Annotated in this window: 15 protein-coding genes and 1 tRNA gene; 7 read left to right on the top strand and 9 right to left on the bottom strand. The window is 63.3% G+C overall.

Annotation, left to right across the window (positions count from 1 at the left end; genetic code table 11):
* Positions 1-35 precede the first annotated feature (35 nt).
* Both LYSHEL_RS05495 and LYSHEL_RS05490 read left to right on the top strand, forming a co-directional pair.
* On the top strand, positions 36-2,138 hold the full coding sequence (locus tag LYSHEL_RS05495; protein WP_213436484.1) for a TonB-dependent receptor family protein: 2,103 nt from the start codon (positions 36-38) through the stop codon (positions 2,136-2,138).
* 55 nt (positions 2,139-2,193) lie between these two features.
* Entirely contained in the window at positions 2,194-3,675 is a 1,482-nt protein-coding gene (locus tag LYSHEL_RS05490) for an alpha/beta hydrolase (RefSeq protein WP_213436482.1), read from the top strand.
* Between the two features lie 885 nt (positions 3,676-4,560).
* Here the strand turns inward: LYSHEL_RS05490 and LYSHEL_RS05485 are convergent.
* Both LYSHEL_RS05485 and LYSHEL_RS05480 read right to left on the bottom strand, forming a co-directional pair.
* Positions 4,561-5,751 carry a nucleotidyltransferase domain-containing protein gene (locus LYSHEL_RS05485; RefSeq protein ID WP_213436480.1) on the bottom strand — a complete coding sequence of 397 codons (1,191 nt, stop codon included), beginning with the start codon at positions 5,749-5,751 and terminating at the stop codon, positions 4,561-4,563.
* Between the two features lie 24 nt (positions 5,752-5,775).
* Entirely contained in the window at positions 5,776-6,933 is a 1,158-nt protein-coding gene (locus tag LYSHEL_RS05480) for an HNH endonuclease (RefSeq protein WP_213436478.1), read from the bottom strand.
* Between the two features lie 55 nt (positions 6,934-6,988).
* Here LYSHEL_RS05480 and LYSHEL_RS05475 point away from each other — a divergent pair, with 55 nt between their 5' ends.
* The 5 genes from LYSHEL_RS05475 to LYSHEL_RS05455 all read left to right on the top strand — a co-directional run bounded on the left by LYSHEL_RS05475 (position 6,989) and on the right by LYSHEL_RS05455 (position 14,398).
* A complete protein-coding gene (locus LYSHEL_RS05475; protein WP_244858674.1) occupies positions 6,989-7,588 on the top strand; it encodes a restriction endonuclease subunit S in 600 nt (199 codons plus the stop codon).
* Between the two features lie 16 nt (positions 7,589-7,604).
* Positions 7,605-9,116 carry a type I restriction-modification system subunit M gene (locus tag LYSHEL_RS05470; protein WP_213436476.1) on the top strand — a complete coding sequence of 504 codons (1,512 nt, stop codon included), beginning with the start codon at positions 7,605-7,607 and terminating at the stop codon, positions 9,114-9,116.
* Positions 9,109-10,362, top strand: coding sequence for a restriction endonuclease subunit S (locus tag LYSHEL_RS05465; protein WP_213436474.1), 1,254 nt, complete (start codon positions 9,109-9,111; stop codon positions 10,360-10,362). Before LYSHEL_RS05470 ends, LYSHEL_RS05465 begins: the two co-directional genes overlap by 8 nt.
* A complete protein-coding gene (locus LYSHEL_RS05460; RefSeq protein WP_213436472.1) occupies positions 10,359-13,655 on the top strand; it encodes a type I restriction endonuclease subunit R in 3,297 nt (1,098 codons plus the stop codon). The genes LYSHEL_RS05465 and LYSHEL_RS05460 overlap by 4 nt, the downstream gene beginning before the upstream one ends.
* 83 nt (positions 13,656-13,738) lie before the next feature.
* Positions 13,739-14,398, top strand: a complete 660-nt coding sequence (locus LYSHEL_RS05455; RefSeq protein WP_244858673.1) for a YgjP family zinc-dependent metalloprotease — start codon at positions 13,739-13,741, stop codon at positions 14,396-14,398.
* Between the two features lie 146 nt (positions 14,399-14,544).
* On the opposite strand, the gene LYSHEL_RS05450 is transcribed toward LYSHEL_RS05455, so the two are convergent.
* The 7 genes from LYSHEL_RS05450 to rpoD form a co-directional block, all read right to left on the bottom strand.
* Positions 14,545-14,617: transfer RNA gene (locus tag LYSHEL_RS05450), tRNA-Ile, on the bottom strand.
* A gap of 33 nt (positions 14,618-14,650) precedes the next feature.
* Entirely contained in the window at positions 14,651-14,905 is a 255-nt protein-coding gene (locus tag LYSHEL_RS05445) for a cyd operon YbgE family protein (RefSeq protein ID WP_213436468.1), read from the bottom strand.
* Positions 14,905-15,030: a cytochrome bd-I oxidase subunit CydX gene (gene cydX / locus LYSHEL_RS05440; protein WP_213436466.1), complete on the bottom strand. Its 126-nt coding sequence runs from the start codon at positions 15,028-15,030 to the stop codon at positions 14,905-14,907. Before cydX ends, LYSHEL_RS05445 begins: the two co-directional genes overlap by 1 nt.
* Before the next feature lies 1 nt (position 15,031).
* Complete coding sequence (gene cydB / locus LYSHEL_RS05435) at positions 15,032-16,156, bottom strand: cytochrome d ubiquinol oxidase subunit II (protein ID WP_213436464.1); 1,125 nt, start codon at positions 16,154-16,156, stop codon at positions 15,032-15,034.
* Positions 16,157-16,166: 10 nt separating this feature from the next.
* On the bottom strand, positions 16,167-17,732 hold the full coding sequence (locus LYSHEL_RS05430; RefSeq protein WP_213436462.1) for a cytochrome ubiquinol oxidase subunit I: 1,566 nt from the start codon (positions 17,730-17,732) through the stop codon (positions 16,167-16,169).
* Positions 17,733-17,737: 5 nt separating this feature from the next.
* On the bottom strand, positions 17,738-18,022 hold the full coding sequence (gene cydP, locus LYSHEL_RS05425; RefSeq protein ID WP_213436460.1) for a cytochrome oxidase putative small subunit CydP: 285 nt from the start codon (positions 18,020-18,022) through the stop codon (positions 17,738-17,740).
* Positions 18,019-19,878 (bottom strand): RNA polymerase sigma factor RpoD, encoded by a 1,860-nt coding sequence (gene rpoD, locus LYSHEL_RS05420; protein WP_213436458.1) that lies wholly within the window; start codon positions 19,876-19,878, stop codon positions 18,019-18,021. The genes cydP and rpoD overlap by 4 nt, the downstream gene beginning before the upstream one ends.
* Positions 19,879-19,972 lie beyond the last annotated feature (94 nt).

Below are 19,972 nucleotides of genomic sequence, written 5' to 3'. Positions count from 1 at the left end.
TGTAGTGTGGCGGACAACGGATCGGAGGTGATGCGATGACACGTGCGGGCCGCGCGCGACTCCCGGCCGGCGCCCTGCTGTTCGCCTGCCCGCTGGCGGCCTTCGCGCAGGCGACGACGGCGCCCACGCCCGCGATGCTCGATACGGTGGTCGTCACCGCGACGAAGCGCGCCGAACGCAGCTTCGATGTGCCCGCGTCCATCGACGTCGTCGACGGCGCCACGATCCGCGACGGCCAACCCGGCATCAATCTCTCCGAACCGCTGGTGCGCGTGTCCGGCGTGTTCGCGGCCAACCGCAACAACTACGCGCAGGACATCCAGGTCAGTTCGCGCGGTTACGGCGGGCGCGCGACGTTCGGCGTGCGCGGCGTGCGGCTGTACCAGGACTTCATTCCCGCGACGATGCCCGACGGGCAGGGCCAGACGGGGAGTTTCAGCCTGCTGTCGGCGAAAAGCATCGAAGTGCTGCGCGGTCCGTTTTCCACGCTGTATGGCAATGCGTCGGGTGGCGTCATTTCGGTGTTCACCGAAGATCCCGGCGCGTCGCCGGTGGCCGGGTTTGCGCTGAGTGCGGGCAGCGACGCGACCTACAACGCTGAGCTCAAGGCCAACGGTACCGCGGGCAAGCTTGGGTACGTGGTTGCGGCGAATCATTTCGACACCGATGGGTACCGCGAGCATTCCGCGGCGACGCGCGACGTGGTCAACGCGAAGTTCACATTCGCGCCCTCCGCGCGCACGCGCATCACGGTCATCGGAAGTTCGCAGCACCAGCCGGAATCGCAGGATCCACTCGGGCTCACGCAAGCGCAGGTCGATGCGGATCCGCGACAGGCGACATCGGTCGCAACCTTGTTCGACACGCGTAAGAGCGTGGACATGGTGCAGGGCGGCGTCGCGCTGGAGCAGGACCTGCCGGGCGATGGAATGTTGCGCGTCACTGGTTACGACGGACGACGCGAGATCCGGCAGTTCCTCGCGTTGACGGGCGTGGGGGCGACATCGTCGGGCGGCGTGGTGGACCTCGATCGTGATTTCGGCGGGCTGGGCGCGCGCTTGATCCTGCGCGGTGCCCTGGCCGACCGGCCGTGGGTACTGACGCTCGGCGTCGACGCCGACCGCATGCGCGAGACGCGCCTGGGCTTCGTCAACAATTTCGGCGTGCAGGGCGAGTTGCGGCGCAACGAAGACGACACCGTGAAGAGCACCGACGCCTACGCCGAGCTGACGTGGGATGCATTGCACGCGCTGTCGCTTACGCTGGGACTGCGCACCAGTCGCGTGGACTACGACTCGGAGGATCACTACATCGTCGGCGCCAATCCCGACGACAGCGGATCGCGCACGTACCGCGACACCAGCCCGATCGCCGGCCTCGTGTGGCATGCGAGCGATACGCTCAACGTATACGCGAGTTACGGGCAGGGCTTCGAAACGCCGACGCTCGCCGAGCTCGCGTACCGGCCGACGGGGGCGGGCTTGAACCTCGGGCTCGATTCGGCGACGTCGACGTCGTTGGAAGCCGGCATCAAGTGGCTGCCGACGGCGACGCAGCGCCTCAACCTAGCCGTGTTCGGTGCGGACACCGACCAGGAAATCGTCGTCGACACCGCGACCGGCGGCCGCACGACGTATCGCAACGCAGGCAAGACGCGACGGCGAGGATTCGAGGCCGCGTGGGACGCGGACTTCGGCACGCACTTCAACCTGCACGCCAACTATTCGTGGCTTGATGCGACCTTCAGCGAAAGCTTCTCCACCGGATCACCGCCCGTCGTCGTGCCCGCCGGCACGCGGCTGCCCGGCGTGCCGCCGAAACAGGCTTTCGGCGTGGTGACGTGGACGCCGGGGGGTTGGGCCGGCTTCAGCGCCGCGGCCGAAGTGCAGTACGTCGGGCGCTTGCAGGCCAACGATCGCAACACCGATGCCGCGCCGGCGTACACGCTCGGCAACCTGCGCGTCGGCTTCGCGCAGACCGCGGGCAAGTGGACGTGGCGCGAGTACGTGCGCGTCGACAACATCGCCGACGTGGGCTACATCGGGTCGGTCATCGTGGGCGACACGAACGGGCGCTACTTCGAGCCGGCACCGGGGCGGAACTGGTTCGCTGGCGTGAACGTCGCGCTCGCCTTCTAGCGAAAGACGGCCTTGTGCCACCATGCGCCGCATCGGGCGTGGCAGGAGCGGGCGCATGGCGACGATGTGGCGACGCGTGGCCTTCGGTCTCGGCAGGTTGGTGCGCAAGGGCGTCGTGGTGGTGGCGCTGGTCGTGCTGGTGCTGGTGGGACTGCGCGCCTGGCATTCGACGCAGGGGCCGCCACTGCGGCCGTGGCATACCTTCGCGCCGGACGAACCGAGCGCCGATGTCATCGCGCAAGATTCCTGGCAGGCGTACATCGCGGCCGAGAACGCAACGTTCGACCAGGTGCATCGCCGCCTGCAGCGCGAGATGCAACCTGCCGATCGCACGCCGCTGAATCGCTACAACGATGCGAGCAAGGCCTCGCCGCTCGCCTACGACCGCGACTGGAACCGCTCCTTCGTGCTCGAACCCGCGGGCCCGGTGCGCGGTGTGGTGGTGCTGCTGCACGGATTGTCCGATTCGCCGTACAGCATGCGCAGCCTCGCCGAGTTGTATCGACGGCAGGGCTTCGTCGCGTTCGCGCCACGCATGCCCGGCCATGGCACCGTGCCGGCGGGGCTCACGCACGAAGGCCGCGACGAATGGAACGCGGCGGTGGACATGGCGATGGCCGAAGCGCGTCGTCGCGCGGGTGGTCGCGTGCCCGTGCACCTCGTCGGCTATTCGAACGGCGGCGCGCTCGCGCTGCTGCACGTGATGCGCCGCATCGGGCGCGGCGAGGCGAGCGACGCGGACCGCATCGTGCTGCTCTCGCCGATGATCGAAGTCAGCGGCTTCGCGCGCTATGCGGGCGTGGCGGGATGGCCGTCGATGTTCGGGCGCTACGCGCGGTCGGCGTGGCTCGACCAGCTGCCCGAGTACAACCCGTTCAAGTACAACTCGTTCCCCGTGCGCGCGGCGCGCGAGTCGTACCTGGTGACCGACGACCTGCGCGTGGCGATGGACGCGGTGGCGAAGCAGCAACGCATGGACAAGGTGCCGCCGATCCTGGCGTTCCAGTCGGTGGTGGACGACACGGTGACCGCGCAAGGCGTGATGACGCAGTTGTTCGACAGGTTGCCGGACAACCGCAGCGAGCTCGTGTTGTTCGACGTCAACCACAACCGCGTGCTCGGGCCGATGCTGCGTACGGCCGGCAACGAATGGGCGCAGGCAGCGATGCAGGGGCCGGCGCATGCGTACACGCTGACGCTGGTAGGTGCGGCGTCGGATGACGATGCAAACGTGGTGGAACGCACGCGACCGGCCGGTGCGAACGCCGTGCAGGTGCAGCCAATCGGGCTCGCGTATCCGAAGGACGTGTACTCGTTGTCGCACGTCGCGTTGCCGTTTCCGGAGGACGATCCGCTCTATGGGCGGATTCCTTCGGGGCGGAACGTGCTGCAGCTGGGGGCGATCGCGGTGCGGGGCGAGCGCAATGCGCTGGTGATGTCGGAGGCGAGCTTGACGCGGCTGACGTGGAATCCGTTTTACGGATACATGGCGAAGCGCATCGCGGCGGATTTGGTGGGCCACCAGCAACCAAATTGATGGCCCTAAGCTATTGAAACACCGAGATTGAATGAACTCGGAGAATTGGACGTTACTCGCATCCTTACTCGTATCCTTCAACCTACAACAATGGATCGTTGCCTGAGTCCATTGGATCCGTTTCACACGCTACGGAGAAACGCCTCAATTTTTCCGGCCTCGTCGGCCTTGCGTGCGCCAAGAGCGCAGCTTACGGCGCGCCCTCCGCGGTGGCATTTCGGGCGGGTACTCAAGCCTGAATTGATCGCGAAGATGCCGAAAGGAAGACCTCGGCATCCCCTGCCTCAGTTTATCGAGCACAAATCGGTATCGGCACCGTCCCAAACGAACCCTGCAGCCACATGGGCACGAAAGCTTGTTCGCCTCACGCCGACGCCGCGCCAAGGCCTCCAGTGCCTGGAGAACCGCTGCGGAGCGCTCGACGCCCAGAATGGATGAGTAGTCATCCAGAAGCCCGGCCCGCCCGTGGGGCAGTTCGGCGAACGGGTACTCATTGTTTCCCTGCGCACGCCATGTGGCCGCATAAAAGAAGGGGACGACGCAACGCTCCACCAAGGCGACAAGGGACACCGGACGACCGAGAAGCTGCTGAACTCGCCACGGCGATCCAAGGCACAGCGCGCCATTCGGATTAACGTGGTGATCAGAGTCCCGAGGAATTCGCCGCCCTGTTTCGAACACTTCCGGAACGCTTTCCGTAGGACCCAGAGGCACTTCGATGCGAACCGAGTAGCAGTCGTCGACAGGTGGGAATCCGGGCGGCTCGAGTACGAACTCAAGCCGCCCCTCCAGTACGGTCGCATCAGCGCGCATGCTGGGTACGCGACGCAAGCTAGGCCATGCGTTCAGCAGGTCATCAACATTGTCCTGCGAAAAACGCACTACTCAGCGCGCCCACGGCCTGGGCGGCGCCTCGGCAGCCGCAACCACACGGACAGGCGCTTGGGCAGGCGCGGCCCCGTAGCCCAGACGCCGCAACGTGTCATCCGACAGCTTGACCGCAAGCGCGTCCTCGGCAACCTCCACCATCCGCTGCCGCGACGCATCGCTCATCACCTTAGTGAAGTCGCTGTTCGCCTGCCTCACCCAGTCATGAAAGTTCTTCTTCAACTGGAGGTGAGCGCAGTCCTGCCACCCCCAGCGATCGGCAAAGTTCTCCGCCGGGTTCACCGGGTTGAGAATCTTGTCCGTATCCGAGACCCGGATGCGCTCAAGCTCATCGAGCACGCGCCTCATCGTCTGCGAGAGGGAGTCGCCCACCTGATACACGTGGCCCGCCACGGTAGTCAGGATGATCGATGCCGGCTTGGCGTCCACCAAGTCCTTGAACATCTTGTCCCGGTGGCGCTTGAGCAGCTGCACGACCTGCTGGAGCGGACTCTTGCTGCGATACACAGGTACCGGGTCCACCTGCGCCTCCGCCAGCATGCGCTTCTCGAGAGCCCGCATCCGCGATCTGAACCAGAGCTGGTACCCGCCGGGGTTGCTCGAAGGCCACGCCGCACCGAGTGCGCGATAAGCGGGATTCCGGATGTCCGTGATCCACAAGGCCCGCCTCGCAGCCTCCTGCGCGATGGGACCTTCAACACCCTTCTGCTCCATCAGTTCGCGCAGTTCGCGCCGGCGGAGCTCGTCCGCCCGAATGCCAGGCACCACGTCCATGTGGAAAGGCATGTCATCCCGGTAGCCCAAGCGCCAGCACCGCCTCTTTTCATCAAGCCGCTTCTGGATCTGGCGCGCTACGCGGTAGGCCTCCAGTTCGCCGCCAAGCACAGCTTTAACCTGAGCCTGGCTTTGCGTGTCCCTGGAGATGCCACGCCTCAGCTTGCAGGTGAAGTCGAGGTCGTACTCCTCGCCGTCGTTCACGGGACGGATCGCGGTCCCCAGGGCGAATGAGCCTTGAACGAAGATGTGCGAGTCGTACGGCGCAAGCGCCGACCCGGGACGCCCGATCCACTCGGCGAGATCTTCATAGCGATTCTCCGCGAGCTCGTAGGCGCGCTCGGGGAGATCCACTTCTTCCAGCAATGCGGCAAGGCGGGCGTCGGCGGCGGTAGTTGTGGCGGATGTATCCATGTTGACTCCTAAGGTGAAGGGGCGTCAGCGGCGTGGACCGAGATCCATCATCGGAACAAAGCGGTTGCCGTCGCCCCGGTCATAGATTCGATAGGGATGGGCATGCTGGGTTGAGAGCAAAGCCCCAAACTCGATGGCGATCGCCGCCGGCACGGCCGCGAACAGATGGATGGGCTCGAATGTGCTCGCTTCCAGCTGGCTGAGCTGCGGCTGGAGGGCGCTGCGGAACGAGTCGATCGTGTTCCGGTTCCGCACAAGGGCATATTCCGGCAGCGGCACGGTGAACCGTGCGATGCGCGCGCCGGGCAGCGCCTGGAGAATTGCGTCGTCAGCCAGTTCCGCGGACAGCGCGAGAACAAGCGCGAGTGGTCCGTCGCCGCTCGGTGCCGGCGTGTAGGTCCAGGTCGGAGGCGGTGCATCCGGATCGGTCCAACGCAAGCCTCCGCTGCGATCCTTCGAATACAAGAAGCGATTGCTGCGGTCGCCCAGCTGGCGCCCCACCCGAATCAACGATGGGATGTCCGCGAGCCCGACAACGGCCAGGCTGAGGGGATCGCCATCGGCGCTCGTGCGCTTGCTCAGACGGTCCCGCAGCTCCTCGTCGATATCCTGTTCAACCGCACACCAGTACAGATCGTCGCGACCACGGTCACCTGGCCGGCGAAGCTTAAGAACATGGATCGGTCCTTCGGCCCATAGCCCTTCGGACAACATCGCATCCGCGAGATCCCTGGCCCGAACGACGTTCTCCGTCGCGAAATGGCCGCCCAACACGACCAAACCGGTAGCGCGCTGGGTTTCTCCCCGCCGTGCCGCAAATCGGACCCGCTCCACGTGATCCCGGTGCTGGCGCGACAAGTCCTCCAGCGGATACCCATCCGCGTCGATATCGATTTTTTCGTGACACGACGGGCACAGCAGCATCAGGTTGCCCGGGTCTGCCGTAAGGCGCTTGGCAGCGTCTTCGTCGTGGCCCAGCGTCGCGCGCGGGCCCTGAGGACTGGCCGGCAGAACATGGGCAACTTCGGCCCAGCGGAAGTTCTTGCCGGTTCGGAAATCCTGGGTGACGTCCGCGCCACACTGCTCGCAATGGCCTGCGGCCCGAACCCAAACCAACTGCCGGACCGGCTCAGGGGTCGAGAACCGTCCGGCCTTCTTATCGGCTTTCTTCACAGGCGCCACTGCACTTTCCTTGCATCATCGGCAATGGCGCATTTGTACTTGACAGCGATCGGTCGTGTCAAGCAATCTGCGCATCATGGCAAATGATGCTCTTCTAAACGAGATCGCTGACGTCCGGCTGGGGCACCCATTCCGAGGAGCGGTGCCGCAGGTCGAGGGGGGCAGCGCCCGCGTGGTTCAGATACGTGACTTAAGCCGCCACGGTCTCAGAGACTGCGACGCCCTCCTTCGCACCGAACTGGAAGGCCGAAAGGATCCTGACTGGCTGAAGGACGAAGACGTGCTCTTCGTGGCTAAGGGCTCCAATGCCTATGCCGCCCCGGTCCTTCGCGCGCCCGAGCGAACGGTCTGCTCTCAACACATCTACGTAGTGCGGGTGAAAGAACCCGGCTACGTGCTTCCGGCGTTCCTGGCCTGGCAACTCAATCAGCCACCGGCCCAGCGCTACCTCCGCCAATCGGCGGAAGGCAGCCACCAGCTCAGCGTGCGTCGCTCGGTACTCGATGCAACACAAATCCGAATTCCTCCGCTCGAGCAGCAACGTGTTGTTGTCGACCTCGAACGGCTAGCGCGCGCGGAGCGCGAAGCAATGCAATCACTCATCAAGAACCGGGAAATGGAGCTGGCGATCCTCGCCGAGCGCCTCCTCGCCTAACGACATGGAAACCCGAATGAACACGACCGACCTCACCCAGGACACCATCAACGCCGCCGTCTGGTCCGCATGCGACACCTTCCGCGGGACGGTGGACCCCAGCATCTATAAGGACTACGTCCTGACGATGCTGTTCCTCAAATATGTATCCGACGTCTGGCAGGACCATTACGACGAATACAAGGCGCAGTACGGCGACCACCCGGAGCTGATCGAGGAGATGCTCAAGAACGAGCGCTTTGTCCTGCCAGCCAGCGCCAACTTCTACGCGCTTTACGACAAGCGCCACAGCCCCGGAAACGGCGAGCGCATCGACAAGGCGCTGCACGCCATCGAGGACGCCAACATCGGCAAGCTGCGTGACGTTTTCCAGGACATCAGCTTCAACTCCAACAAGCTCGGTGAGGAGCAGCAGAAGAACGACATCCTTCGCCACCTGCTGGAGGACTTCGCCAAGCCCGAGCTCAACCTTCGACCCAGTCGCGTCGGCCAGCTGGACATCATCGGCAACGCATATGAGTTCCTGATCAAGAATTTCGCTTCCACCAGCGGCAAGAAGGCCGGCGAGTTCTACACCCCGCCCGAAGTTTCCACCCTGATGGCGCGGCTGATGACACCTCAGGAGGGCGACGAGATCTGCGATCCCGCGTGTGGCTCCGGCTCATTGCTGATGAAATGTGGCCGCCTGGTCCGCGAGCGCACGGGCTCCCGCAAGTATTCGCTCCATGGGCAGGAGGCGATCGGCAGCACCTGGGCGCTGGCTAAAATGAACATGTTCCTCCACGGCGAGGACAACCACCGCATCGAGTGGGGCGACACCATCCGCAATCCCAAGTTGCTCGACGGCGCAAACGGCCTGAAGCACTTCGACATCGTCGTAGCCAATCCCCCTTTCTCGCTGGAGAAGTGGGGCCACGAAGCTGCCGATGCCGACCCGTTCGGTCGTTTCCGTCGCGGCGTGCCGCCGCGGACCAAGGGCGACTACGCCTTCATCCTGCACATGATAGAAACCATGAAGCCGCGTAGCGGCCGCATGGCCGTGGTCGTGCCGCACGGTGTGCTGTTCCGCGGCGCCGCCGAAGGCCGTATCCGCAAGCAGCTGATCGACGAAAACCTTCTCGACATAGTGATCGGCCTGCCGGAGAAGCTGTTTTACGGCACCGGCATTCCCGCCGCTATCCTGGTTTTCCGCAAGAAGAAAGCGGACGACAACGTGCTGTTTATCGACGCAAGCCACGACTACCAAGACGGCAAGAACCAGAACTTCCTGCGCGAGACGGACCTGCAGCGAATCCTTCACACCGTTGAGGCGCGTAAGAGCGTCGATAAGTACGCCTACCTTGCGAGTTCAGACGAGGTCGCGGAGAACGACTACAACCTCAACATCCCGCGCTACGTCGACACGTTCGAGGAAGAGAAGGAGATCGACCTGATGGCTGTGCGCCGCGAGCGCTCGCAGCTCAAGGCCGAGTTAACTAGGCTGGAGGAGCGGATGGCCGGCTACCTGAAGGAACTCGGCTATGAGTGACCGGGCGCCGCTGCGCAAAGATCAGGAGGCAAGAATACTTCCTGAAGGTTGGCGCAGTCTCTTGCTCGAAACTGTTGCCAGGCGCAAAAGCGGCCACACACCGGACAAGGAGTCCCCCGCGTACTGGAACGGCGGGATCAAATGGGTGTCTCTTGCCGACTCATCGCGCCTGGACAAAGGCCTAATTTACGAAACTAACAAGGAGATTTCCGAAGAAGGCATCAAGAATTCTTCGGCTGTTTTGTTGCCAGAAGGCACTGTCGTTCTCTCGCGAGACGCGGGTGTTGGAAAGAGCGGTGTCCTTGCGTCATCGATGGCTGTGAGCCAGCATTTCATCGCGTGGGATTGCTCCAAGTCAAAGGACATCCACAACTGGTATCTGTATCACTGGCTGCAAAGGAGAAAGCCGGAATTCGAACGCGTTGCGGTGGGGTCCACAATCAAGACGATCGGACTGCCTTACTTCAAAAAGCTAGCAATTACCGCGCCTTCTATTTGGGAACAAGAGCGAATCGCGGAAATTCTGACGACGTGGGATTCCGCGATCGCCACTTCCGAGCTCTTGCTTTCCAATAGCAAAAAGCAGAAAAAAGCACTGATCGAACAATTTGTGCGCAGATCGGATGGGTGGAAATCAGAGCGACTGGACGAGATCGCCACACGGGTTCAACGCGCGTCAGATGGTAGCGACAACCCGGTGCTGATGATTTCTGCCGCCACAGGCTTTATTCCTCAAAGTGAGATGTATAGCCGGTTTATGGCGGGAAAGAGCTTGGAGAGCTACATCCTTCTGCAGCAGGGTGAGTTCGCCTATAACAAAGGGAACTCCAAGACCTACGAATTTGGCTGTATCTACCCTCTTGATGGCTTCAAGCAAGGGCTCGTTCCTCACGTCTATATTTGTTTCGTAATGGACGAACGTGCTTGCTTTCGCCCGTTCTACAAATACCTGTTCGAGTCCGACTATCTTCATGACCAGCTTGGATCTTTGGTCAACACAGGCGTTCGAAATAATGGATTGCTCAACATTCGCCCGACAGATTTCATGAGCATGACCGTTCCTGTACCGCCCATGTCGGAGCAAAAACGCATTGCGGACATTCTTGATACAGCGAGCGCGACCGTCCGAGAACTTGAACTGAGCATCGAAAGACTTAAAGTTGAAAAGGCGGCGTTGATGCAGCAACTCCTCACCGGCAAGCGTCGCGTACGCGTGCCGCTTCCCACGGAGGCACAGCCTGCATGAACGACAGCGCTCCCGACACGCGCGAGCAGGCCAGCGCGCAGATCCCCGCGCTGCACCTGCTGGCCAACCTCGGCTGGCGGTATTTGGGCGCCGCCGACTGCCTAGCCCTGCGCGGCAGCACTCGAGACGTTCTTTTAAAGCCGCGGCTGATCGAGGCACTGAAGGCGCGCCGCTTCGAATACAAGGGCGAGCAGTACCCGCTCTCGCCCAGCGCGATCGATCAAATGGTCCGCGAGCTGTCCGCCCTGCCGTTGGGCGAGGGGCTGCTGGTAGCGAACGAGCGCCTGTACCAATTGCTGATTCTTGGTATCACAGTCACCGAGTTCATGCCGGACGGCAAAAAGCATCTGCCGACTATTCCGGTGATCGACTGGACCGACCCCGCCACCAACCTGTGGGACGTCACCGAGGAATGCGAGGTGCTGTCCACCCAGGGCACGCACCACCGCACGCCGGACATCGTCTGCTACGTCAATGGCCTGCCACTCGTAGTGATCGAAGCCAAGCGCCCCGAGTCCGGTCACGCTGGCAAGGCCATGGTGACCGAGGGCATCAGCCAGCACCTACGCAACCAGCGCCAGGACGAGATTCCACAACTGTTCGCCTACGCGCAGCTACTGCTCTCGATCAGCCTGACCGACGGACGCTACGGCACCACCCATACGCCAGCCAAGTTTTGGGCGCGTTGGCGCGAAGAGGAGTTCGACGAAGCACACCTCACGGCAATCAAGAACTACACCCTACCGAGCAGCACCCTGGACGCAATACTCCGCGATAAGCCGGGCCGGGTGCGCGGCTACTGTGAGTCACTGTGGTCCCAACCCTTGCTGCCTACCGACCAAGACCGCCTGCTGGTGGGCCTGTTGACTCGCGCGAGGCTCCTCGAGTACCTGCGCTGCTTCGTTCTGTTCGACCGCAAGGTCGGCAAGGTCGTCGCGCGCTATCAGCAGTTCTTCGGCATCCGCGCGCTGCTGGCGCGGATCAGCCAGATCCGCCCAGATGGAGGTCGAGAGGGCGGCGTGCTCTGGCACACCACCGGCTCAGGCAAAAGCTTCACCATGGTTTTCCTGACCAAGGCGTTGCTGCTGGATACGGCTCTGAAGGAGTGCCGCGTCGTCGTGGTGACCGACCGCGTCGACCTGGAGACGCAGTTGTCGCGCAATTTCATCAGCGGCGGGGCGTTCGGCTCAGCCATCGCCACAAAGAAGGAAGGCGAGCGCAGCAAGGCGACGACCGGGCGCGACTTGGCCCGCCGTATCGGCCATGGAACCGAACGAATCACGTTCTCACTGGTGCAGAAGTTCAACACTGCATCGAAGCTGCCCGAGTGCCGCAATGAATCGGCTGACCTGATCGTGCTGGTGGACGAGGGTCATCGCAGCCACGGCGGCGAGACCCACGAGCGCATGCGGAGGGCTCTGCCCAAGGCCGCGTATCTTGCATTCACCGGCACGCCGCTACTCAAGGACGAAAAGACCGCCAACAAGTTTGGCCCCATCGTCCACGCTTACTCGATGCAGCGCGCGGTCGAGGACGAGACCGTCGCGCCGCTTCTGTACGAAGAGCGCGTACCCGAGCTCGACATCAACGAGGCGGCAGTTAACCGTTGGTTCGACAAGATCACTGCCGGTCTGTCCGACGCGCAGAGTTCAGATCTCAAGAAGAAGTTCGCCAGCAAGCGCGCCATCTACGGCGCGGCGAACCGCATCGAGTTGATCGCCTGGGACATCGCCACGCATTTCAACGAGAACATCAAGCAACTCGGCATGGGACTGAAGGGGCAGATTGCCACCGACAGCAAACTAGACGCCATCCGCTACAAGCGGGCGCTCGACGAAACCGGACTCGTCAGTACTGCGGTCGTCATCTCTCCACCCGACACCCGAGAGGGCAACACCGAGGTGGACGAGGAATCATTGCCCGAGGTGCAGCGGTGGTGGAAGCAGAACATCATCGACCGCAAGCTTGACCCGGAGGGCTATGAGAAGGACGTCATCCGAGACTTCGGCAGCGACGACGCGCCCGACCTCCTGATCGTCGTCGACAAACTGCTCACCGGCTTCGACGAACCGCGCAACACGGTTCTCTACATCGACAAGCCCTTGAAGGGCCACAACCTGATCCAAGCCGTTGCTCGGGTCAACCGACTGCATGATGCCAAGCGCTATGGCGTCCTGGTGGATTACCGCGGCATTCTCCCGGAGCTCGACACGGCCGTTCGGGCATACCAAGACCTGGAAGCCCAGACCCAGGCCGGCTTCGATCTGGCCGATCTCGAAGGGCTCTATCAATCCATCAGCACCGAGTACAAGCGCCTTCCGGGCCTGCATGACCGCGTCTGGTCCTACTTTAAGGGCGTTTCCAACCGCAAGGATCTCGAGCAGTACCGACAGGTCCTGAGTCCCCGCTTCGTCACAGGCGAGGACGGCGAGGAGTACGACGAGCGCCAGAAGCTGCGCGATGACTTCTCCATAGCCTTGACCGAGTTCGGCCTGTGCCTGCAGATGGCCCTGTCGTCGCGCGGCTTCTTCGAGGACGCTAGCTTCTCCGAGACAACCATTCGTCGGTACAAAGACGATCTGCGCTTCTTCTCCAGCCTTCGTCGGATCGCCCGGCAAGATGCCATGGAGACGGTCGACTACAGCGTCTATGAAGAACAGATCCGGCGACTGGTCGACAAGCAGGTCATCGGTACCGAAGTTCGGGAACCGGAAGGCGTGTACCTGGTGCATGAGTTGGGCAAGCCCGAGGATCCAGAGGGCTGGACCGAGGAAAAGACTCGCAACGAGACCGATCTGATCCGGACGCGTATCCGCAAGACCATCGAGCAGGATCTCGCTGGCGATCCCTACGCACAGAAGGTGTTCGGTGAACTGCTACGCCAAGCGATCGCTGAAGCCGAAGCGATGTTCGATCACCCGCTGAAGCAATACGCCCTGTTCAAGAAATTCGAGGATCGCCTGGAAGCCTTGCAGGTACCCGGGATACCGAATGGTCTGGAGACCAATCGGCAGGCCAAGGCCTACTACGGCGCTATCCGTCTTGAGCTTGGCGACGAAAAGATTGGCGCCATGTCTGAGGCCGAGCGCGCCAGTCTGACTGATCTCTCGCTGGAGATCGACACCGTCGTCCGTGACGCAGTCGCCGAGAACTCCCTTAATCCGCAGAGCATCGAGTCCGCGATCCGTAAGAATCTGCTGCCCAGGCTGTTCCAGTTGATCGGGCTTGATCATGCCCGCGCCGTGGTGGAGCAGGTGGTGCAAATCACCCGGATCGGGCTCAGCCGCGCATGAAGGAGGCGCAGACCAGCACCCGCTTGGTACTTCCTTACGGCGACAGTCGCATTCGCTGTGAGGTTCGGCGTTCGAAGCAACGCGTGAAGCGCAGCATCGCTATCCATGTCGAACCGGACGGGCGCGTGGTGGTCGATGCCCCCCTGCAGGCGGCCGACCCTGACATCCGCTTGGCAGTAGCGCGCCGATTGGCTTGGATCCACCGACGGATGGTGGAAGTCGAAAATCGCCAGCTAGTGGTCACCCCGCGCGAGTACGTCAGCGGAGAGACCGCGGTTTACTTGGGCCGCCGCTATCGCCTTAAGGTCGTAAGCGCCCAAGGCGGAAACCAGGTTCGCCTTCGGGCCGGCTACCTGGAGGTGGCCGTGAGCAACAGGTCTCCGGAGACCGTAAGACACGAACTCGAGCAGTGGTTCCAAGCCAGGGCAAAAGAGTTCCTGCCGACACGTCTGGCGATGATGTCAGAGCGCCTGAGATGGGTGAAGGCGATTCCACCGCTGTCGATCAGGCGCATGAGCAGGCAGTGGGGTAGTTGTTCTCCCCAAGGACGCATTTCCCTCAACGTGGGCCTAGTGCGCGTGCCTCGAGAATGCATCGACTATGTGCTGCTCCACGAGCTGACTCACCTCAGGGAGCACAACCATGGACCAGCGTTCTATCGACTACTTGACCGACACCTGCCCAATTGGAAGCGAACCAAGGCGCGGCTGGACGGGCTAGCCGAGGTAGCCCTGATTCGATAGAACGGCTGAAATGCTTTGAGACGCGCTTGAGCTTGAGCAATTCTTCGAGTGGTCGCGAGGTTGCTGGTACGTCGCAAGGGAATCCGTGAGACACGATGGATCACACTTTGCACCAGCGAATGGGTGCATTAAGGGTCTGCAGATTGTGGGCCCACCAGGACTCGAACCTGGAACCAAAGGATTATGAGTCCTCTGCTCTAACCATTGAGCTATAGGCCCGTCGCGACGCGCATCTTAGCCGTGGTTGCGACGTCAGCCTATTCGCCACCAGGCCAGGCACAACACCCCGGCAAGGGGCCACAGCACCCACGGCGACACGATCCGCCGGACCCACGCCCGATCCGGCAGATACCCGATCCCGTGGACGACCAACGCGCATACCAGGAACAACGTCGGCGTCAGCAGTCCATGTTCCGCCGACGTGAGTTCGCGCCCCCGCATCGCAGGCAACACCAGCAACGCCGCGACTGCCGCGAACGCCAGGACCAGCGACACCGCCTTCGCCATCAACGCTCCCGGTGCGGTGGCGCGTCGTCGCGCGTCCTGTCGTCGTGGATTTCGTACCACATGGCATTGAGGATCGCGAACGCGCTGGCGAACGCCAATCCCAGGATCCAGGTGAAATACCACATCTCAGTAACCCTCCTCGGACTCTTCGACATGCGCGCGCGTGACCTGCCCGCGCATCACCCGGAACGCCCACGTGCTGTACGCCAGCACCAGCGGCAGCAACACGACGGTGGCGAACAACATCGTGCCCAGCGTGCTCTTGCTCGACGACGCATCCCACACCGTCAGGCCTTGCGAGGGATCGGTGGCGGACGGCAGCAGGAACGGGAACAACGCGAAGCCGCCGGTGAACACGATCGCTGCCACCGCGATCGCGCTCGCCACGAATGCGAGACGACGCGCGCGCAACACGACGACGCCGACGAGGCCGAGGCCCGCGATCACCGCGGCGGGCCACGCCCACGGCAAGCGGCCCGCGCCGGTCATCCATCCGCCGGCGACCACGCTCACCTGCTTGTGAAGCGGATTCGACGGCCCGTTGCCATCCACCACGCTCGCGAGCACGTGCCCGGGCAGCGACGTCAGCCACAGCCCGCAGCCGATGAAGGCGACGAGCGCCACGATCGCCGCGATGCGTGCGATCCGCTGCGCGCGTGCGCCGACCGGATCCTCGATCTTCATCGCGGCAAACGTCCCGCCATGCGCCACCAGCATCGACAGGCTCAACACGCCGCACAGCAACGCGAACGGATGGAACAACCCGATGAAGCTGCCGTCGTACACCGAGCGCAGCGAGTCGGTGTAATGGAACGGCACGCCGAGGAACAGGTTGCCGAACGCCACGCCGAACACCAGCGACGGCACCGCCCCCGCGATCGTGAGCGCCCAGTCCCACGCGCCGCGCCATTGCAGCGACGTCAGCTTGTTCCGGAACGCGAAGCCCACGGGACGCAGGATCAACGCGAGCAACACCAGCAACATCGCGAAATAGAAGCCGGAGAACGCGGCCCCGTACAACAGGGGCCACGCCGCGAATACCGCGCCGCCGCCCAGCACGAACCACACCTGGTGGCCTTCCCAGTGCGGCTCGATCGCTTCGATCGCCATGCGCCGCTCGACGTCGTCGCGCGCGATCAATCGCAGGATCGCGCCGACGCCAAGGTCGTAGCCGTCGGTGACGGCGAAGCCCGCCAGCAACACGCCCAGCAGCAGCCACCACATCAGTCGCAGGGTTTCGTAGTCGAACATGACCGACTCCTCAGGCGTGCGGCAGGGTGGGCGTGCGGCGATGCGGCAGCGGCCACATCGACAATCCGTCGGGTCCGGCCATGATCGTGCGTCGCATCAACATGACGTCGAAGATCGCCAGGCCCGTGTACAGCACGACGAAGCCGATCAGGCTGCCCATCACCTGCCCCGAGCTGGTGGACGACACGCCGAGGAAGGTGGGCAGCACGCCGTCGATCGCCCAAGGCTGGCGCCCGTATTCGGCGACGATCCAGCCCAGTTCGATCGCGATCCACGGCAGCGGCAGGCTCCAGAGCGCGATGCGCAGGAACCAGGGTTTGTCGAGCTTGCGCGTGCTCGCCAGGTAGAACGCGTAGCCGAACAGGCCGATGAAGAACAACCCCAGCGCGACCATGATGCGGAACGAGAAGAACAGCACGGGCACGTTCGGCACCGTGCTCCACGCGGCGCGTTCGATCACCGATTCGTCGGCTTTCGATGGATCGCTCACGTAGCGCAAGGCCAGCAGGCCGAAGCCGAGGTCGCCTTGCAGCGCCTCGAAGGCGGCGCGTTTCTCCGGGTTCTTCGGATCCACGCGCACCGCCTGCAACGCCGAATACGCGGCGATGCCGTTGCGGATGCGTTGCCGATTGGCTTCCACCAGTTCGTGGATGCCGGGCACTTCCTCATCGAGCGAACGTGTTGCGATCAATCCCAGCGCCCACGGCACGCGGAGCGCCGGGGACGTCTCGCGCCGTTCCATGCTCGGCACGCCGATGACGGTGAACGAGGCCGGCGCTTCGTGCGTGTGCCACTCGGCTTCGATCGCGGCGACTTTCATCTTCTGGTTTTCCGACGCGGTGTAACCGCTCTCGTCGCCGAGCACGACCACCGACAACGCCGACGCCAGCCCGAAGCTCGCCGCCACCGTGAGCGAGCGCTTCGCGAACTCGATGTTGCGCCCGCGCAGCAGGTACCACGCGCTGATCGAGAGCACGAACATCGCGCCGGTCACGTAGCCCGCGCTCACCGTGTGCACGAACTTCGCCTGCGCCACCGGGTTGAACAGCACCGCCGGGAAGTCGGTGACTTCCATGCGCATGGTTTCGAAGTTGAACTTCGCGCCGACCGGGTTCTGCATCCAGCCGTTGGCTATCAGGATCCACAGCGCCGACAGGTTGGCGCCCAGGGCCGTCAGCCACGTCACGACCAGGTGCTGCAGCTTCGAGAGCTTGTTCCAGCCGAGGAAGAACAGGCCGACGAACGTGCTTTCGAGGAAGAACGCCATCAGCCCTTCGATCGCCAGCGGCGCGCCGAAGATGTCGCCGACGTAGTGCGAGTAGTACGCCCAGTTGGTGCCGAACTGGAACTCCATCGTGATGCCGGTCGCCACGCCCATCGCGAAGTTGATGCCGAACAGCACGCCCCAGAACTTCGTCATCTGCTTCCAGATCGCGCGCCCGGTCATGACGTACACGCTTTCCATGATCGCCATCATCAGCGCCAGGCCCAGCGTGAGCGGCACGAACAGGAAGTGGTACAGCGCGGTGACGGCGAACTGCAGGCGTGAGAGATCCACGACATGGAAGTCGGGCATGGGCGTCAACTCGGCAAGTGGAGGAGGTCGGACACGTCGTCGGGACCGGGCGAAGGCCGGTGCGCGGCGGAGAAGAAGAGGAAGAACAGCAGCGCGATCAGCGCCAGCTTGATGGCGATCACCGCGGCCAGGTGCCGCCGCAGCAATGCGAGCCAACCCGGAGCCCCGGGATCGGCGGATGGGTGCTGGTGGGGTCCGGGCACGCCGCGCACGATACGCCGAATCGCGGCGCAAAGAAAAAGCCCCGCGTTGGCGGGGCTTTTCCGGGTGTTGCGTGCGGCCTCGATCAATCGATGTCGAGGAAGCTCCGCAGCTGCTCCGAACGGCTCGGGTGGCGCAGCTTGCGCAGGGCCTTGGCTTCGATCTGGCGGATGCGCTCGCGGGTGACGTCGAACTGCTTGCCGACTTCCTCGAGGGTGTGGTCGGTATTCATGTCGATGCCGAAGCGCATGCGCAGCACCTTGGCTTCCCGCGGGGTCAGGCCGGCGAGGACGTCGCGCACGGTTTCCGACAGGTTGATGTTGGTGGTGGATTCGATCGGGGACTCGACGTTGGTGTCTTCGATGAAATCGCCGAGGTGCGAATCCTCGTCGTCGCCGATCGGCGTCTCCATCGAGATCGGTTCCTTGGCGATCTTCATGACCTTCCGGATCTTGTCTTCCGGCATGTCCATTTCCTTCGCAAGCTCCTCCGGCGTGGCCTCGCGGCCGAACTGCTGGAGCATCTGGCGGGAAATGCGGTTGAGCTTGTTGATCGTCTCGATCATGTGCACCGGGATGCGGATGGTGCGCGCCTGGTCGGCGATCGAACGCGTGATGGCCTGGCGGATCCACCAGGTGGCATACGTGGAGAACTTGTAGCCGCGGCGATATTCGAACTTGTCCACCGCCTTCATCAGGCCGATGTTGCCTTCCTGGATGAGGTCGAGGAACTGCAGGCCGCGGTTGGTGTACTTCTTGGCGATGGAGATCACGAGGCGCAGGTTGGCCTCCACCATTTCCTTCTTCGCCTTGCGCGCCTTGGCTTCGCCGTAGGCCATCGTGCGGCTGATGTCCTTGATGTCGGCCAGCGTCAGGTACAACGCGGATTCCACGGCGATCGTGGCTTCCTGCTCGGCGACGATCTGGTCCTTGACGTCGCGCAGGCCCGACGACCACTTCTGCTTGCGCTTGAGGACTTCATCCACCCAGCCCAGGTTGGTCTGGTTGCCTTCCCAGGCGCGCAGGAAATCCTTGCGGGGCATCTTCGCCACGCGCGTGGCGAGGTCGAGGATGCGGCGCTCGTGGTCCTTGATCTCGCCCACGACGTCGCGCAGCTTGCGCACCAGCGTGTCGGTGAGCGGCAGCGGGAGCTTGAAGGTCATGAAGACCTCGGCCATCTCCTCGCGCAGCTTGGCGACCGGCTTGGCGACGGGGCCGTTCTTCGCGTACGACTTCTGGAACTTCTGGTACAGCGCGGCCATGTTGTCCATGCGGCGCAGCACTTCGGCCGGGTCCGGGCCGGTGGGGCCGGTTTCTTCGGCTTCCTCGGCGGCGGCTTCCTCGACTTCTTCTTCTTCGGTCTCGGCGGCGTCGTCGGCCACTTCGGCCACGGCCGGGATTTCCGGCACGGGTTCCTCGATGTCGTTGAAGCCCGCGACGATTTCCGCCAGGCGCTTCTTGCCGCCCTTGTGCAGGTCGTATTCCTCCAGCAGCAGCTGGATGGACCACGGGAAGCTCGCCAGTGCGCCGAGCATCTGGTTGAGGCCTTCCTCGATGCGCTTGGCGATGGCGATTTCGCCTTCGCGCGTCAGCAGCTCGACCGTGCCCATCTCGCGCATGTACATGCGCACGGGGTCGGTGGTGCGGCCGCCTTCGGAATCCAGCGCGGTGAGCGCGGCGGCGGCTTCTTCGGCCGCGGTGTCGTCGACTTCGCGGCCGCCGCCGGACGAGCCGGCGAGGAGCAGGGTTTCAGCGTCGGGCGCAACTTCGTGCACCTCGATGCCCATGCCGTTGATCATGCCGATGATGTCTTCGATCTGTTCGGGATCGACGACGTCGTCGGGCAGGTGATCGTTGACTTCGGCGTAGGTCAGGTAACCCTGTTCCAGGCCCTTGCTGATCAGCTGCTTGATGTCGGACTGGGGGGCCTGGCGTTCGGTTGCCATGTAGGTGCGCCACCATGATGAGGGTTTGAAAGAACCCGGCATTATACGCCCGGGGGTGTCGATTCCGTCCTGACGATGACGGGTTCGAACGATC

Origin of the sequence: Lysobacter helvus, assembly GCF_018406645.1 — a bacterium.
GTDB lineage: Bacteria > Pseudomonadota > Gammaproteobacteria > Xanthomonadales > Xanthomonadaceae > Noviluteimonas > Noviluteimonas caseinilytica.
Note: the sequence above shows the minus strand (reverse complement) of the source record. Positions and strands in the feature narration are given on the sequence as shown.

Excerpts from the sequence above, each read along its gene's own strand:
- rpoD (WP_213436458.1), bottom strand. The coding sequence starts at position 19,878 with ATGGCAACCGAACGCCAGGCCCCCCAGTCCGACATCAAGCAGCTGATC.
- cydX (WP_213436466.1), bottom strand. The coding sequence starts at position 15,030 with ATGTGGTATTTCACCTGGATCCTGGGATTGGCGTTCGCCAGCGCGTTC.
- LYSHEL_RS05495 (WP_213436484.1), top strand. The coding sequence starts at position 36 with ATGACACGTGCGGGCCGCGCGCGACTCCCGGCCGGCGCCCTGCTGTTC.
- LYSHEL_RS05460 (WP_213436472.1), top strand. The coding sequence starts at position 10,359 with ATGAACGACAGCGCTCCCGACACGCGCGAGCAGGCCAGCGCGCAGATC.
- LYSHEL_RS05470 (WP_213436476.1), top strand. The coding sequence starts at position 7,605 with ATGAACACGACCGACCTCACCCAGGACACCATCAACGCCGCCGTCTGG.
- LYSHEL_RS05430 (WP_213436462.1), bottom strand. The coding sequence starts at position 17,732 with ATGCCCGACTTCCATGTCGTGGATCTCTCACGCCTGCAGTTCGCCGTC.
- LYSHEL_RS05445 (WP_213436468.1), bottom strand. The coding sequence starts at position 14,905 with ATGGCGAAGGCGGTGTCGCTGGTCCTGGCGTTCGCGGCAGTCGCGGCG.
- cydB (WP_213436464.1), bottom strand. The coding sequence starts at position 16,156 with ATGTTCGACTACGAAACCCTGCGACTGATGTGGTGGCTGCTGCTGGGC.
- LYSHEL_RS05490 (WP_213436482.1), top strand. The coding sequence starts at position 2,194 with ATGGCGACGATGTGGCGACGCGTGGCCTTCGGTCTCGGCAGGTTGGTG.
- LYSHEL_RS05485 (WP_213436480.1), bottom strand. The coding sequence starts at position 5,751 with ATGGATACATCCGCCACAACTACCGCCGCCGACGCCCGCCTTGCCGCA.
- LYSHEL_RS05465 (WP_213436474.1), top strand. The coding sequence starts at position 9,109 with ATGAGTGACCGGGCGCCGCTGCGCAAAGATCAGGAGGCAAGAATACTT.